14 protein-coding genes and 1 pseudogene are annotated in these 14,759 nt (G+C 68.5%); 1 reads left to right on the top strand and 14 read right to left on the bottom strand.

Annotated features, from left to right (window positions below; genetic code table 11):
• Positions 1 to 12 precede the first annotated feature (12 nt).
• Positions 13 to 333, top strand: coding sequence for a DUF3817 domain-containing protein (locus tag ACK4SG_RS11215; RefSeq protein ID WP_409601838.1), 321 nt, complete (start codon positions 13 to 15; stop codon positions 331 to 333).
• Positions 334 to 562: 229 nt separating this feature from the next.
• Here ACK4SG_RS11215 and ACK4SG_RS11220 read toward each other — a convergent pair.
• The 14 genes and pseudogenes from ACK4SG_RS11220 to flhA all read right to left on the bottom strand — a co-directional run.
• Positions 563 to 2,587 (bottom strand): annotated as a pseudogene (locus ACK4SG_RS11220) (chemotaxis protein CheA); the annotation flags it as partial.
• Positions 2,588 to 2,605: 18 nt separating this feature from the next.
• Positions 2,606 to 2,971 (bottom strand): response regulator, encoded by a 366-nt coding sequence (locus tag ACK4SG_RS11225; RefSeq protein ID WP_409601839.1) that lies wholly within the window; start codon positions 2,969 to 2,971, stop codon positions 2,606 to 2,608.
• Positions 2,968 to 3,252, bottom strand: coding sequence for a lipid asymmetry maintenance protein MlaB (locus ACK4SG_RS11230; RefSeq protein ID WP_374557147.1), 285 nt, complete (start codon positions 3,250 to 3,252; stop codon positions 2,968 to 2,970). Before ACK4SG_RS11230 ends, ACK4SG_RS11225 begins: the two co-directional genes overlap by 4 nt.
• 110 nt (positions 3,253 to 3,362) lie before the next feature.
• A complete protein-coding gene (locus ACK4SG_RS11235; RefSeq protein WP_409601840.1) occupies positions 3,363 to 4,280 on the bottom strand; it encodes a chemotaxis protein CheW in 918 nt (305 codons plus the stop codon).
• Positions 4,277 to 5,041: a ParA family protein gene (locus tag ACK4SG_RS11240; protein WP_409601841.1), complete on the bottom strand. Its 765-nt coding sequence runs from the start codon at positions 5,039 to 5,041 to the stop codon at positions 4,277 to 4,279. Before ACK4SG_RS11240 ends, ACK4SG_RS11235 begins: the two co-directional genes overlap by 4 nt.
• Positions 5,041 to 5,946 (bottom strand): flagellar motor protein MotD, encoded by a 906-nt coding sequence (motD, locus tag ACK4SG_RS11245; RefSeq protein WP_409601842.1) that lies wholly within the window; start codon positions 5,944 to 5,946, stop codon positions 5,041 to 5,043. The genes ACK4SG_RS11240 and motD overlap by 1 nt, the downstream gene beginning before the upstream one ends.
• A 12-nt stretch (positions 5,947 to 5,958) precedes the next feature.
• Positions 5,959 to 6,699 (bottom strand): flagellar motor protein, encoded by a 741-nt coding sequence (locus ACK4SG_RS11250; RefSeq protein WP_409601843.1) that lies wholly within the window; start codon positions 6,697 to 6,699, stop codon positions 5,959 to 5,961.
• A gap of 8 nt (positions 6,700 to 6,707) precedes the next feature.
• Entirely contained in the window at positions 6,708 to 8,480 is a 1,773-nt protein-coding gene (locus ACK4SG_RS11255) for a chemotaxis protein CheA (protein WP_409601844.1), read from the bottom strand.
• Between the two features lies 1 nt (position 8,481).
• A complete protein-coding gene (locus ACK4SG_RS11260) occupies positions 8,482 to 9,096 on the bottom strand; it encodes a protein phosphatase CheZ (protein ID WP_409601845.1) in 615 nt (204 codons plus the stop codon).
• Positions 9,093 to 9,485 (bottom strand): chemotaxis response regulator CheY, encoded by a 393-nt coding sequence (cheY, locus tag ACK4SG_RS11265; RefSeq protein WP_409601846.1) that lies wholly within the window; start codon positions 9,483 to 9,485, stop codon positions 9,093 to 9,095. The genes ACK4SG_RS11260 and cheY overlap by 4 nt, the downstream gene beginning before the upstream one ends.
• A gap of 99 nt (positions 9,486 to 9,584) precedes the next feature.
• Complete coding sequence (locus tag ACK4SG_RS11270; RefSeq protein ID WP_409601847.1) at positions 9,585 to 10,337, bottom strand: RNA polymerase sigma factor FliA; 753 nt, start codon at positions 10,335 to 10,337, stop codon at positions 9,585 to 9,587.
• Positions 10,334 to 11,191 (bottom strand): P-loop NTPase, encoded by an 858-nt coding sequence (locus tag ACK4SG_RS11275; RefSeq protein WP_409601848.1) that lies wholly within the window; start codon positions 11,189 to 11,191, stop codon positions 10,334 to 10,336. The genes ACK4SG_RS11270 and ACK4SG_RS11275 overlap by 4 nt, the downstream gene beginning before the upstream one ends.
• Entirely contained in the window at positions 11,178 to 12,689 is a 1,512-nt protein-coding gene (gene flhF / locus ACK4SG_RS11280) for a flagellar biosynthesis protein FlhF (RefSeq protein WP_409601849.1), read from the bottom strand. Before flhF ends, ACK4SG_RS11275 begins: the two co-directional genes overlap by 14 nt.
• Before the next feature lie 23 nt (positions 12,690 to 12,712).
• Positions 12,713 to 14,749, bottom strand: a complete 2,037-nt coding sequence (flhA, locus tag ACK4SG_RS11285) for a flagellar biosynthesis protein FlhA (protein ID WP_409601899.1) — start codon at positions 14,747 to 14,749, stop codon at positions 12,713 to 12,715.
• Between the last annotated feature and the right edge of the window lie 10 nt (positions 14,750 to 14,759).

Genomic DNA, 14,759 nt, shown 5'->3' on the forward strand with positions numbered 1-14,759 from the left:
CCGAGCCATGCCATGACCGACACGCCAGCCCTCGGGGGTTCCGGAAAACTCTTCGCCACCGTTGCCCTGGTCGAGGCCCTGACCTGGACCGGTCTGCTGGTCGGCATGTACCTGAAATACGTCAGCGGCACCACGGAGCTGGGCGTCTGGCTGTTCGGCCGCCTGCACGGGCTGGCCTTCCTGGCCTACGTGGTGGTGACGGTGTGGGTGGGCGCGCGCCTGCGTTGGCCGGGATGGGCGCTGCTGGTGGCGCTGCTGGCGGCGGTCCCGCCGCTTCTGACCTGGCCGGTGGAGATCTGGTTCAAGCGGCGGGGCTTGCTGGCACCGCGCTGATGCCCCGGCGCGATGAAATCACGCCAGAGCGCTGACGCTCCTTGCGATCCCATCGCCCTTGCTGTGGCCGGGGTTCCGCAGGATGACCAGCAGCACCAGCGGGCGCTGCCGCCGGTGCGTCGCGCCCTGCGGATCTGCAGGGCAGGCAATCGGCTCAGGCGACCTTGCGCGGCCGCTTGGCCAGCTCGATGACCCGCGCCATCTCGCCCTGGAGGTACGCTTCGGTGATCGCCGCGGGGGCCGCCTGGCTCTTGGTGGGGAGGCTGCCGACATCCACGATCAGCGCCACCCGGCCGTCGCCGAGGATGGTGGCGCCTGCAACGCCCGTGATGCGCCGGTAGTTGCGCTCCAGGTTCTTGACCACCACCTGCTGCTGGCCCAGCAGTTCGTCCACTTCCAACGCCAGCCGCTGGCCCTGGCTTTCCACCACCACGGCGATCGGCTGCGCGCCCTCGCGGGCCGCGGGCAGGCCGTACAGGGACGCCAGGTCGAGCAGGGGGACATAGTCCTCGCGCACGCGCAGCAGGCGCGAGTTGCCCGCCACGGTCTTGATCTGGTCGGGGACGGTCTGCAGCGATTCCACCACCACGTTCAACGGCAGGATGAAGACTTCGCCGCCTACCGAGACGGTCATGCCGTCCAGGATGGCCATGGTCAGCGGCAGGCGGATCGATACGGTGGTGCCTTCGCCCTGGCGGCTGCGGATTTCCACCTGGCCGCCCAGCGCGTTGATGTTCTTGCGCACCACGTCCATGCCGACGCCGCGGCCGGACAGATCGGTGAGTGCATCCGCAGTGGAGAACCCGGGGGCGAATACCAGGTCCCACACCTGCGCGTCAGTGGGGTTCTCCGGCACGGCGATGCCGCGCTCGGCGGCCTTGGCCAGGATCTTTTCGCGGTTCAGGCCGCGGCCGTCGTCGCGGACCTCGATGATGATGTGGCCGCCCTGGTGCGCGGCGGACAGCGTGACCGTGCCGGCCTCGGGCTTGCCGGCGGCAATGCGCTGCTCGGTCGTTTCCAGGCCGTGGTCGATGGCGTTGCGGACCAGGTGCACCAACGGATCGACGATCTTCTCGATCACGCCCTTGTCCAGCTCGGTGCCTTCGCCGGAGGTCTTGAGATTGACCTTCTTGCCCAGCCGCGAGGCGATGTCGCGCACCATCCGCGGGAAGCGGCTGAAGGCGAAATCGACCGGCAGCATGCGCACCGACATCACCGCTTCCTGCAGGTCGCGGGTGTTGCGGTCCAGCTGGCCCAGACCGGCCAGCAGCTGCTCGTGCAGGCCCGGGTCCAGCTCGGCGGAGCGCTGCGCCAGCATGGCCTGGGTGATGACCAGCTCACCGACCAGGTTGATCAGCGCATCGACTTTGTCCACGGCGACGCGGATGGTGGTCTCGACGGCATCGTGGCGGCTGCCGCCAGCGGCGGTGCTGGCCGCGGCTGCCACGGGCGCGGAAGGCGCAGGGGGCGCGGGCGCAGGCGAGGCTGGAGCCGACGGCACCGGCTCGGTGGTCGCGGGCGCCGGCGCGGCCGCCTCGGCGGCCAGCGGCGCGATGTTGAGCGTGCACTGGTCCTCGACCCAGGCAAAGGTGTCTTCGATCGCCGAGCGCTTCACGTTACCGATCAGCTGCAGGTCCCAGGCGAGCCAGGCCTCGAACGGGTCGAGTTCCTGGAAAGGCGGCAGCGCATCGTCGCGGCAGGTCACCTTCAGTTCGCCCAGCTGGCCCAACTCGCGCAGCATCCGCAGCGGGTCGTTGCCGCTCAGGAACAGCGAGCGCTCGGGTTCGAAGCTGATCGACCAGCCTTGCGGCTCTGTGTTTGCCGCCGGCTTGGCAGCGGTGGGCGCGGCCTGGGCTGCAGGGGCCTCCCCGGCGCCGGAGAGCAGGCGCTCCAGCTCGGCGCGGGCGCGCGTCAGCATTGCCTGGTCGATGGCATCGCCGTGCTCCGCGGCCGCCAGCAGCATGCGCAGCGCATCCACCGAGCCCAGCAGCGCGCTGATGGCCACGCCATCCAGCGTGCGCTTGCCGCTGCGCGCCTCATCCAGCAGGGTTTCCAGCAGATGGGTCAGCTCGGCGATGGCGGTGAAGCCGAAGGTGGCGCTACCGCCCTTGATGGAGTGGGCAGCACGGAACACCACGTGGATGGTATCGATGCCGCCGCCGCCGGATTCCATGTCCAGCAACCCGGCTTCCATGGCGGCGAGGTTTTCGCGGCTTTCCTCGAAGAATGTGGCGTGGAAGCGGGTGATGTCCATGGATACCCCGGGGGTGACTTAGCCGAGAACCTTGCGAACGGTGGCGAGCAGTTGCTCCGGATCGAACGGCTTGACCAGCCAGCCGGTCGCGCCGGCAGCCTTGCCCTCGCTCTTCTTGTCGGCACCGGATTCGGTGGTGAGCATGAGCAGCGGGGTGAACTTGTAGCTGGGCAGGGCGCGCAGCTGGCGGATCAGTTCGATGCCATCCATGCGCGGCATGTTGACATCGGTGATCACCGCGTCGAATTTCTGGGTCTTGGCCACTTCCAGCGCGGCAATGCCATCCTCGGCTTCCTTGACGTTGTAGCCGCCGCTGGTGAGCGCGAAGGCCACCATCTGGCGCATGGAGGTGGAATCGTCAACGATCAGAAGGTTTGCGCTCACGCGGCGTCTCCGGGGGCGGTATCGACGCCCAGACTGGCCGCGAGCGCGAGTTGGCGCGCGGCCTCGACCAGGGTCGGCGAGGGAAGGGTGATGGTGGTGACGCGCCCGCGCGCAGCACGGTCACGCATGAAGGCATGCAGCAGTTGCAGGCCCGCGGTGTGCACACGGCGTACCTCGGCGCCGGACAACTCCAGCACCTCGTCGTCGAAATGCGGCTGTAGGGCCGCTTGCAGGTCGGCGACTTGTTCGATTCCCAGATCGGCTTGTAGGGACAGGGGCATGGATGGCTCGAAAAAGGGCTTGATCCCAGACCGATTATCGGCGCCCCGGCCGGGGACTTGAGGCGGTCGATGCGAATTGCGCGGGCGTGCACAGTTTGCCCTGCCGGGCGTCAGTCGAACACCACCCGCGCATCCAGCAGGACCGTGGGCGGCGCTCCCGGGGTGCGCGCGATGCCCATGCCGATGCGGTCGCGCAGGCCGCGGGCAGGCGGCTCGATCTGCGGGCCGTCCAGCGTCACCACGTCGGTCACCGCGGTGACCAGCAGCCCGACCAGGTCGTCCTGGAATTCCAGCACGACGATGCGGGAGCGTTCGTCGACCACCACCGGTGCGCGACGCAGCCAGCGGCCAAGGTCATGAACCGGCACCACACGCCCGCGCAGGTTCATCACGCCCAGCAGGGACGGCACTGCACCGCGCACGGCGATCAGCGGCGCCAGCCGGACCACCTCCTGCACCCGCAGCAGCTCCACTGCGTAGCGGTCATCGCCTACCGCAACCCGCAGCCAGCGTTGGCCGACCGGGGCTGGCGCCGGCGCAATATCCTCCGCTGTTTCGTCCACCGCGAAGACCGGCTGCGCCGGCCGGGCCGCGACAGGTGCGGCGACGGGTGCGGCGACAGAGGCGGCCGCCACAGGCTCCATTGCAGGTGCGCCAACGGCATCCGCTTCCTCGCTGGCAGGCGGATACACGGCTTCAGACGCGGCACATTCCTCCACCGCTGCGCATTCGGCGGCCGGCTCCCGGACATCCGCGGGATCTTCAGGCCCAAGCCCTTGCACGGAAGTGGTCACGTCAACGTCCATGGTCACGCCGTCGCCTGCCGCCTGGATATCCGGAACGGCGGCCGATGCCTCGGACACTGCGGCATCCGGCGGCACGTCAAGGTCGGCAGCGGTGTCCTGCGCGGCCTCGGGCGGAACCGGCGCAGCCCCCGCCACCGGAAGTGCCAGCAGCGCGTCGACGTAGGCATCGACCACCCCTTCCGCGTCCGGCTTGGCGGCCAGCGTGGTTCCTTGCGGGTTCATGCGGCCTCCTGTTCGGCGGGAGCGGTGTCCAGCAGCCATTGCATGGCGTGTTCGTAGGCGATCATGCCGCGCCCGTACATGTGTTCGCGCGTGCCCAGCGCATCGGCGTCGCGCAGGCGCGTGTCCACCGGGATGGGGTGGGGGCAGGCGGCGGCATCGGGGTGGGACTGCAGTTGTTCCAGCGTCTGCTGGCCGGTGCGGGTACGCTTGTCGAACAGGGTCGGCAGGATCTGCCGCAGCAGCGGGCGGGCGCGCGAACGCTCCACCATCGCCGCGGTGTGCAGCATGCCCGCCAGGCCGTGCAGCGCCAGTGGGTCGGTCTGGGTCGGGACGATCAGCCGGTCGCACGCAGCCAGCGCATTGACCAGCAGCAGGCCGAGTGTCGGCGGGCAGTCCAGCAGGGCGAAGTCGTAGCGGTCGGCCGCGGCCTCCAGCGCACGTCCCAGCGCCAGCCCCAGGCCTGGCTGGGTGGCGCTGCGTCGCTCCAGGGTCGCCATGGCGGGCTGTGCGGCGACCAGGTCGATGCAGGCGTACCCGCTGGGACGGGCGACCTCGGAGAGACTGCGGCCGTTGAACAGGTCATAGGTGCCCGCTGGCGGCGGCTCCACCGGGACGCCGAAGGCGCGCGTCAGCGACCCGTGCGGATCCAGGTCCACCAGCAGCACGCGCTTGCCGGCATCGGCCAGACAACGGCCCAGGCAGAGTGCGCTGGTGGTCTTGCCCACCCCGCCTTTCTGGTTGGCGATTGCCCAGACACGCATCACGGCGCTCCTTGTTGGGTTGTGGCACGATCCGGCCGCGGTGCGGGCTTGCCGCGCATGTCCAAGCCCTCCATCACGCTGTCCACTCCGCGCGAGCTGGCCAGGATCACCAGCTCCACGCGCCGGTTGGCACTGCGTCCGGCGACCGTCGCATTGTCCGCGATCGGTTGGTATTCGCCATAGCCCATCGCGGCCAACCGCGAGGGTGCGATGCCCGCGTCGATGAGCTCGTAGACCACGTTGGTCGCGCGGGCGGCGGACAAATCCCAATTGGAGCGGAACTGCGCCGTGTTGATCGGCTGGTTGTCGGTATAGCCCTCCACCCGCACCGCGTTGGGCACGTCGCGCAGCACGGTAGCCAACTGGCGGATGGTGGTCAGCGCGGCGGCGCTCGGCGTCGCTACCCCGCTGGCGAAGAGCAGGTCGCTCTGGATTTCCACCGCCAGAAAGTTTTCACCCCGGCGCAGTCGCACCAGACCGCTCTTTACCAGCCCCGAAAGCGCTCTCTCGATATCATCGCCCAGTGCGTTCAGCTGCGCCTGGCTGGCGCGCGCCGCATCCGGGCTGGGCTGCTGCTGGCGCCGGGTGAGCGGCATCGGCACTTCGATGCGAGTCGGCTGCGTGGGGCCGCGACGGGCGCCGGTATCAACCACGGACGGATGGTCGAAATCGCCGCCGCGCAGCTGTACCTGGCCCACCTGCACTGGCTTGATGGAACGCGGCGGCCCACCGAAAGCGGCCGAGAGTGAATCCGCGACCACGCGGTACTTGCCCTCGTTGAGGGAGGAAATCGCGTACATGACCACGAAGAAGGCCAGCAGCAGCGTCAGCAGGTCGCCATAGGGGATGGCCCACGCTTCGTGGTTGAGGTGCTCTTCGTGGTGCTTGGAGGGGCGGCGTGCCATGGCTGCGCGGTCTCAGTGCAGAAAGCCGCTCAGGCGCGCTTCGATGTTGCGCGGGTTCTCGCCCTCGGCGATCGCCAGCAAGCCTTCGATCAGCATCTCGCGTTCCACCTGCTGGCGGTGGATCACACCCTTGAGCTTGGAGGCCATCGGCAGAAACAGCAGGTTGGCCGAGCCGATGCCGTAAATGGTCGCCGTGAACGCCGCAGCGATGCCGTGGCCCAGCTTGCTGGGGTCGCTGAGGTTCTTCATCACCGCCATCAGGCCCAGCACCGCGCCGATGATGCCCAGCGTGGGGGCATAGATACCCATGCCCTCGAACACCTTGGCCGCGGCGGTGTCGCGGTGGTGCTGCGCCTCGGCTTCGATTTCCAGCATTTGCCGCATGGTCTCCGGCTCGACACCATCCACCACCATTTGCAGCCCCTTGCGCAGAAACGGGTCGGCGATCTGGTCCAGCACCGGCTCCAGCGCCAGCAGGCCCTGCTTGCGGGAGGTGCTGCTCCAGTCGACCATCCTGGCGATCAAGCCGGCATGGTCCTGCGGCGGCGGGAAGAACACCCAGCGCATGATGCGCAGGGCGCGGCTGAAGGTATGCATCGGCGTCTGCAGCAGGATCGCCGCCAGGGTTCCAAGAATGACGATGACAAACGCGGCGGGCGACCATAGCCCCGAAAGGCCGGCACCCTTGAGTACGCTGCCACCCATCAGGGCGACCAGCCCGAGGATCGCGCCGATAACGCTGAGAATGTCCATATGCCCCGCTATCGGCCGCGGGCGATGGCACTTGAGCTGCGTTGTGCGGAATCGAGCAGTGCGTCGACATCCAGGATCATGGCCATTCGCCCGTCGCCGACGAGGCTGGCCCCGGCATAGCCGGGCAGGCCGCGCAGGCTGCGCGGCAGCGCCTTGATCACCACTTCCTCGCGGCCGACCACGCGGTCCACCAGCAGGCAGAACCGCTGGTCGCCAGCCTGCAGCACCACGCCCCGCGTAGCCTCACCGCCGCCATCGCCCAGGCCCAGCCATTCGCGCAGCGACAGCACCGGCAGCGGGCGCTCGCGCAGATCGAGGATCTTCTGGCCGTCCATCCACAGAAGCTGCTGTTCGTCGTGGGTTACCACCTCGGTCACCCTGACCAGCGGCAGGGCGTAAACGTCATCCGCCACTTCCACCAGCAGGGTGGGCAGGATGGCCAAGGTCAAGGGCACCCGGATGATGAACCGCGAGCCCTTGCCGATCTCGGATTGGATCTGCACCTGGCCGGAGAGTTCGCGGATCTTGGACTGCACCACGTCCATGCCGACCCCACGGCCGGACAGGTCAGACACTTCGGTGCGGGTGGAGAAGCCGGGCAGGAACAACAAGGACAGGCATTCTTCCTCGGACAGGCGCGCGGCTGCTTCGCTGTCAATCAGCCCCTTGCGTACCGCGCTGCGCCGGATGGCCTCGGGATCGATGCCGCCGCCATCGTCGCTGACCTCGATGGCGACGTGGTCGCCTTCCTGCTGCGCGGCCAGGCGCACGCGGCCCTGTTCTGGCTTGCCGGCGGCGCGGCGCATCGAAGGCATTTCAATGCCGTGGTCGATGGCATTGCGCACGAGGTGCACCAGCGGATCGGCCAAGGCTTCGACCAGATTGCGATCCAGCTCGGTCTCGGCGCCCTCGACGACCAGTTCCACCTGCTTGTCGAGCTGCCGTGCCACATCGCGGGCCAGCTTCGGGAAACGGGTGAAGACGCGGCTGACCGGCTGCATGCGGGCGGCCATCACCGCGCCCTGCAGGCGTGCAGTGACGGTATCCAACGCGGTGACGGCGCGGTCCAGCTGTTCGTTCTGCAGGCCCGGGCGCAGCGTCTTGAGGCGGTTGCGGGCAAGCACCAACTCGCCGACGAGGTTGACCAGCGCGTCGAGGCGGCGCACGTCCACGCGCACGGTGTGTTCGGCTTCCGCGGCCGCGGGCTTTTCGACCGTCGGTGCAGGTTTGGGGGCAAGCGCCGGCTTGGGCGGGGGTGGAGGCGGTGCCGGAGGGGCGGGTGGCGCTGCGCCTGGAATCGCGCCAACGCCATGCAGGCTGTCCAGCAGAGCATCGAAATCAAGGTCGTCCAGGTTGTCCGGCAAGTCGATAGCGGCGGCTGGCGCGGCTGCCGGGGGCGGCCCGTCTCCGCCGCGCACCTGGCGCAGCAGTGCCGCATCGACATCGGCGAGTGTCTCGCCGCGCGCCAGCGCATCCATCATGTCCAGCAACAGGTCCACGGCGCGCTGGGCGCCATCGAACGCGGCGGCATCCAGTGCGCGGGTGCCGCTGCGGGCGGCATCGATGCGATCCTCGAAGGCGTGGCACAGGGCCACCATCGGCGGCAGGTCGAGGAAGCCCGCGCCGCCCTTGATGGTGTGGAACCCACGGAAGACGGCATCCAGCATGGCCCGGTCCTCCGGGTCCTGCTCCAGCGCCACCACCTGTTCACCGAGGCGGTCGAGAATCTCGCGCGCCTCGATCAGGAAGTCCGCACGGGCATCGTAGCCGTCCGACGACATGTCAGATCCCGAGGTTGGCCAGCAGGTCGTTGGCCTCGTCCTGCGTCGCCGCCGGCGGGTCGACGCCGGAGACGGCAGGGCCATGGCCCTTGCCGTCCTCGCCCTGCAGCGCCTGGATGTCGCCCAGGCCGGACTGCAGCGAGCGGATGAGCTGGATCACCCGCTGGATGATCTGCCCGGTGAGGTCCTGGAAGCTCTGCGCCTCCACCATCGCCGACAGGCGGGCGCGAATGGCGTCCACCGTGGCCTCGTGTTCCGGGCCGATGGTCCCAAGCAGGGCGCGGCATTCGTCGGCCAAGTCCAGCGTGCGCATACTGGCCTCCTCGGTCATCTTGACGACGTGCTCCAGGCGGCTGCAGGCGTCAGGCAGGCCAACGGCGGACTGGCTGGCGGCAGGGATGCGCACGTCGATGGCACGCTCCAGCTCGTCCAGTTCACGCGCCAGCTTGACCAGACTCTCCACCACTGGCTGGCGGCGCCACTCCAGCAGTGAATCGAGGTGGTGCTTCCAGGCATCGGCGTCGCCCTGCTCCAGCGCCGCCATGGCGGCATGCAGGCGCTCGATGATCTGCGCGTCTCCGGCGGGGACGGACGGCGGGCGCAGGGGCAGGCTCATGCGGCTTTCTCCATGCGCTCGAAGATCTTGGTCAGCTTGTCTTCAAGGGTGGCTGCGGTGAACGGTTTGATGATGTAGCCGTTCACCCCGGCCTGCGCCGCTTCGATGATCTGCTCGCGCTTGGCCTCCGCGGTCACCATCAGGACCGGGATCTTGGCCAGTGCCGCATCGGCACGGATGGCCTTGAGCAGGTCGATGCCCGGCATGCCCGGCATGTTCCAGTCGGTCACGACCAGGTCGAATTTCGCCTTGTGCAATTCGGCCAGGGCGGTGGTGCCGTCGTCGGCCTCGGCGGTATTGGTGAAGCCCAGATCGTTGAGCAGATTCTTGACGATGCGGCGCATGGTCGAGAAATCGTCCACGATGAGGATGCGGATGCCCTTGTCCATGTCGGATCCTGTAGGTGTTCGGAAGCGGTAACGGTCGGCGACCGGGAAACTTGATGGTGCCGCATCCGGGGCGGGGATGGCAGCCCCCCGGCGGAGCCCTCAGGCGTCGTCGGCGTCAATCTCGCTGCGCCAGTCGGTCAGCCGGGAGCGCAGGCGCAGCATGGCCTGGCCGTGGATCTGGCAGACCCGGGATTCGCTGACGTTGAGGACCGCGCCGATCTCGCGCAGGTTCATATCCTGCTCGTAGTAGAGGGACAGCACCAGCTGTTCGCGCTCGGGCAGGTTGTGGATGGCATCGCCCAGCGCGGTCCGGAACGCCCCCTGCTCGAAGCGGCGGGCAGGCGTGATGTTGTCCTGCTGCTCCAGTCGCGGCTCGCCGTCGTGATCGTCGGTGTATTCGTCCAGGCTCAGCAGCTGACCGCGGGCGGCGTCCTGCAGGATGTGGTGGTAATCCTCCACGGTCATGCCCAGCGCACTCGCGATTTCCTGCGAGGTGGCGGCGCGGCCTTCGCGCTGTTCGATCGCACGGGTGGCCGCCACCACGTCGCGGTAGCGCCGGTGCACCGAGCGGGGCACCCAGTCGCCGGCGCGGATGGCATCGATCATGGCGCCGCGGATGCGGATGGAGGCGTAGGTCTCGAAGGTGGCGCCCTGGTCGGACTGGAAATTCCGGGCTGCTTCGATCAGCCCGATCATCCCGGCCTGGATCAGGTCGTCGATCTCGACGCTGGAAGGCAACCGAGCGGCAAGATGATGGGCGATCCGGCGGACCAGTTCGGCGTGCCGTGCCACGATGGCGGTGGCATCACCGGTCTGCTGGGCGCGGTATTGGGCGGCCCCGGTGCTCATCATGCACAGGCACTCCCCTGGGCAGCGATGAGGCGCTCGGTGAAGAATTCCACGTGGCCGCGCGGCCCCTGCGGTGGCTGCCACTGGCCGATCTTGCGGACGATATCGCGGAATGCAAGCGAGGCCGGCGCGGTGGGGAAGGCATCGACGACGGCTTCCTGCCGCTGCACCGCCAGGCGCAGCCACTCGTCACGCGGAATGGCGCCGAGATAGGACAGGGTGACGTCGAGGAAGCGCGAGGTGACCCGCTCCAGCTTGTCGAATACCGCACGCCCCTCGTTGACGTTGGGTACCTGGTTGGCCAGCACCTGGATACGGTTCACGCCGCGGTCGCGGCTGAGCACTTTGATCAGGGCGTAGGCGTCGGTGACCGAGGCGGGCTCGTCGATGGCCACCAGGATCACGTCCTGTGCCGCCTGGCAGAAGGTCAGGACGCCATCGCTGATGCCCGCCGGCGTGTCCACGATCATCACGTCCAGCGGGATGTCGAGCTGGGAGAACGCATTGACCAGGCCCACGTGCTGCTGGGGCAGCAACTCGGTCATGTGCCGCTTGCCCGATGCGGCGGGCACCACCAGCAGGCCATGCGGGCCTTCGATCACGGTATCGCGCAGCTCGCAGCGGCCGGCAAAGACGTCCGCCAGGGTGAAACGCGGCGACAGCCCCAGCATGACGTCGACGTTGGCCAGGCCCAGGTCGGTGTCCAGCAACAGGGTGCGCTGGCCGGCGTTGACCAGCGCCATGGCCAGATTGATCGAAGCCGTGGTCTTGCCGACGCCGCCCTTGCCGCCAGTCACGGCGATCACGCGTGGCGCGGTGGGAGTGGTCTGCGGGCGGAGGGGCTCAGGCGGATGCATGGCGACCTGCGTCGTGGTGGGGGCTTGCGGCGGCATCGCCGCGTGGGAGTTCGAGGGCGTTTGCCAATACCTGGGCATCGGCCAGCTCGAGGTCGTCGGGTACGCGTTGGCCGGAAGTGGTGTAGGCCATGGGGAGAGTATGTTGCACCAAGACCGACAGCGCTGCACCAGGACGCACGCACTCATCCAGCTTGGTCAGGATCACGCCCTCCGGCGCGGCCGGCCGGTAGCGACGCAGCAGTTCCGACAGGTCGGCCGGATGGACATTGGCCGGCAGTACCAGCAGGCTGCGCACGTTGCTGGCGGCGCGCACCCACAGGATCTGACGCAGCAGGGCACGGTCGTGCAGGCCATAGCCGGCGGTATCGACCAGCACCAGGGGATAGTCGTCCAACTGGTCCAGGATCCGGGTCAGGGCATCCGGACCGTCGGCGTCGCAGACGGTGATGCCCAGCCGGCGGCCCAGCACGTGCAGCTGTTCGCGTGCGCCGGCACGACCATTGTCGGCGCTGACCAGGGCTACGTCACGGGTGCCATGCCTGGACGCGTAGCGGGCAGCCAATTTGGCAATCGTGGTGGTCTTGCCGGCGCCGGTCGGCCCCAGCAGGGCAACGATGCCGCCTGCCTCCAGCAGCTCTTCGCCGGCGATCGGGAGCAGGTCGGCCAGCTCCATCCGGAGGGGGGCAAGGATCGCCTCGACCGGCAACGCCGGGTCGATGCGTCGGGCGATACGTTGGGCCAGGGCATCGTCGCACCCGAACGCGGCCAGTGCGTCCAGGGCTGCGGCCCGTGCCGGCGAGCCGCGCAGCCGCTCGCCGGCGAGCTGGCCCATTTCGCGCTCGATCATGCGTCGCATGGCCGCCAGTTCGGCGCGAAGCGCAACCACCGCGGGATCGGTTTCAATCACGCGAAGTGCCGAGGAATCGGCCACGGGTACGGCTGGAGGGGCTTCAGGCAATGCGGGGAAAGAAGGCGCAGGCGAGGCAGCCACATCCGCCGCGTGTGATGCGGCGCGACGTAGCGCAGCGGCAAAATCCTCGGGGCGGAGGGCGTCATCTTCATCGTCAACGCGCACGTGGAGGCGCGTGGGGGAGGGACGTGGTTCAGCGGTGGGCGCTGGCGCCGCAGCGGCCGCAGGCTGCACGGAGCGCGCCGGTTTGAGCGCGGCCATCATCTGCTCCAGTCTCCCCCCCTGCTGCTGCGCAGCTGGCACGGTGGCGGCTGCCGGCGACGTGGCCGGCGCGCCATCGATGTGGAAGACCGCGCGGCCTGTCCTGTGCGGAGTCTCGGCTGCCGGCACTGGCGACGCCGGCGGTGCGGTCATGGTACGCAGCGTCTGCTGCACCAGCGCCTCGTCGTAATCGGTGGCGGCCACGACCTCCACGCCGCCCTCCTCGAGCTGGCGACTGGACAGGATCACGGCATCAGGGCCCTGTTCATCGCGAACGTTGCGCAGCGCGGCGCGCATGTCGGGGGCGTTGAAGCGTTTGATTCTCATGGTATTCGTCCGCAATCCGGTCATCAGCCCACCGCCCCCAGCAACCGCAGCCGCTTATCTTCCGGTACTTCACCGTAAGCCAACACCGAAAGCTGCGGCACGCTGTGGCGTACCAGCCGCGAGATCGCTGCGCGGATCCCGCCCGGCACCAGCAGGATCGCGGGTTCCCCGCGCTGCTCCTGCCGGGCCACGGCCTCGCTCAGGCTTTGGTGCAGCCGTTCGGCAAGTCCGGGTTCCAGCGCGGCGCCTTGGCCGCTGACTGAATCCTGCAAGATGCGTTCCAACTGCGGCGCCAGCGTGAACACCGGCAGTTCCGGCGCCATGCCGTTGAGTTCCTGGACGATGAACGGGCCCAATGCGATCCGCACGGCGGCGGTCAGCGCCGCCGGATCCTGGGTATGGATGCCGTGCTCCAGCAGCGCCTCGACGATCCGCCGCATCTGCCGCAGTGGTACTTTTTCGGCCAGCAGCGACTGCAGGACGCGCACCACGACCGACAGCGGCAGCAGCTTCGGCGTCAACTCTTCGACGAGCTTGGGCGACGCCTTGCCGACGTTGGCCAGCAACTGCTGGACTTCATCGTGGCCCAACAGCTCTGCAGCCCGCTCCCGCACCACGTGGGACAGGTGGGTGGCGATCACCGTGCCGGCATCGACCACCGTGTAGCCCAGCGACTCGGCGTGGGCGCGCTGCGACGGCAGGATCCAGACGGCATCCAGACCGAATGCAGGATCCTTGCCCGGAATGCCGTCCAGCCGTCCGAAGACCTTGCCGGGATCCAGCGCCAGCATGCGGTCTGGATGCAGTTCGCCGCCTGCCACCGGGACCCCGTGGACCAGGATGCGGTACTGGCCGGGGGCCAACTCCAGGTTGTCACGCACATGCACCGCGGGGATCAGGAACCCGAGATCCTGGGTCAGCTTCCGGCGTACGCCCTTGAGCCGGGTCAGTAATTCACCGCCCTGCGCCTTGTCCACCAGCGCGATGAGCTTGTAGCCCACCTCCAGGCCCAGCGGCTCCACCGGGGCCACTTCATCCCAGCTCAATTCCGCAACCGCCGTGGTGCCTGGTGCTGCGGCCTCCTGTGCGATGGGCGCAGCGGCAGCATCTTCCTGCTTCTTCAGGCGCCACGCCGCATAGCCCAGAATGAACGCGAACAGCAGGAAGGGCAGATTGGGCATGCCAGGCACGATGCCGATCAGCCCCATCAGGCTGGCCGCCACCACCAGGGCGCGGCGCTGGCCGAAGACCTGGGCGGCGACCGCATCACCCATCTCCTGCTCGCGGGTGGCGCGGGTGACCAGCATGGCCACCGCAGTGGAGACCAGCAGGGCCGGCAGCTGGGCCACCAGCCCGTCGCCAATGGCCAGCAGGGTGTAGGTCTGCATGGCTTCGCCGAAGCCCAGACCATGCTGGAGCATGCCGATCAGCACGCCGCCGACCAGATTGATCGCCAGGATCAGCAGGCCGGCGATGGCGTCGCCACGGACGAATTTGCTGGCGCCGTCCATGGAGCCATAGAAGTCCGCCTCATTGCGTACCTCCTCGCGGCGCAGCTTGGCTTCCTCGCGGGTCAGGAGGCCGGCGTTGAGGTCGGCGTCGATCGCCATCTGCTTGCCGGGCAGTGCGTCGAGGATGAAGCGGGCGGATACTTCCGAGATGCGTCCGGAGCCCTTGGTCACCACCACGAAATTGACGATGGTGAGGATGGCAAACACCACGATGCCGACGGCATAGCTGCCGCCAACGACAAAGTTGCCGAACGATTCAATCACGTGGCCGGCCGCCGCGCCGCCCTGATGGCCATGCAGCAGGACCACGCGGGTCGAGGCCACGTTCAGCGAGAGTCGCAGCAGGGTGACCATCAGCAGCACGCTGGGAAATACCGAGAATTCCAGCGGCCGCCTCACGTACACCACAGCCAGCAGCACCATCAGCGACAGCGCGATGTTGATGGTGAACAGCAGGTCCAGCAGGAACGGGGGCAGCGGCACCACCACCATCGACAGCATGGCCAGGACCACAAGCGGCGCCGCGGCACCGCTGCGCAGGGACTGCATCAGCGACGCC

This window comes from Thermomonas sp. (genome assembly GCF_046293095.1).
Taxonomy (GTDB): domain Bacteria; phylum Pseudomonadota; class Gammaproteobacteria; order Xanthomonadales; family Xanthomonadaceae; genus Thermomonas.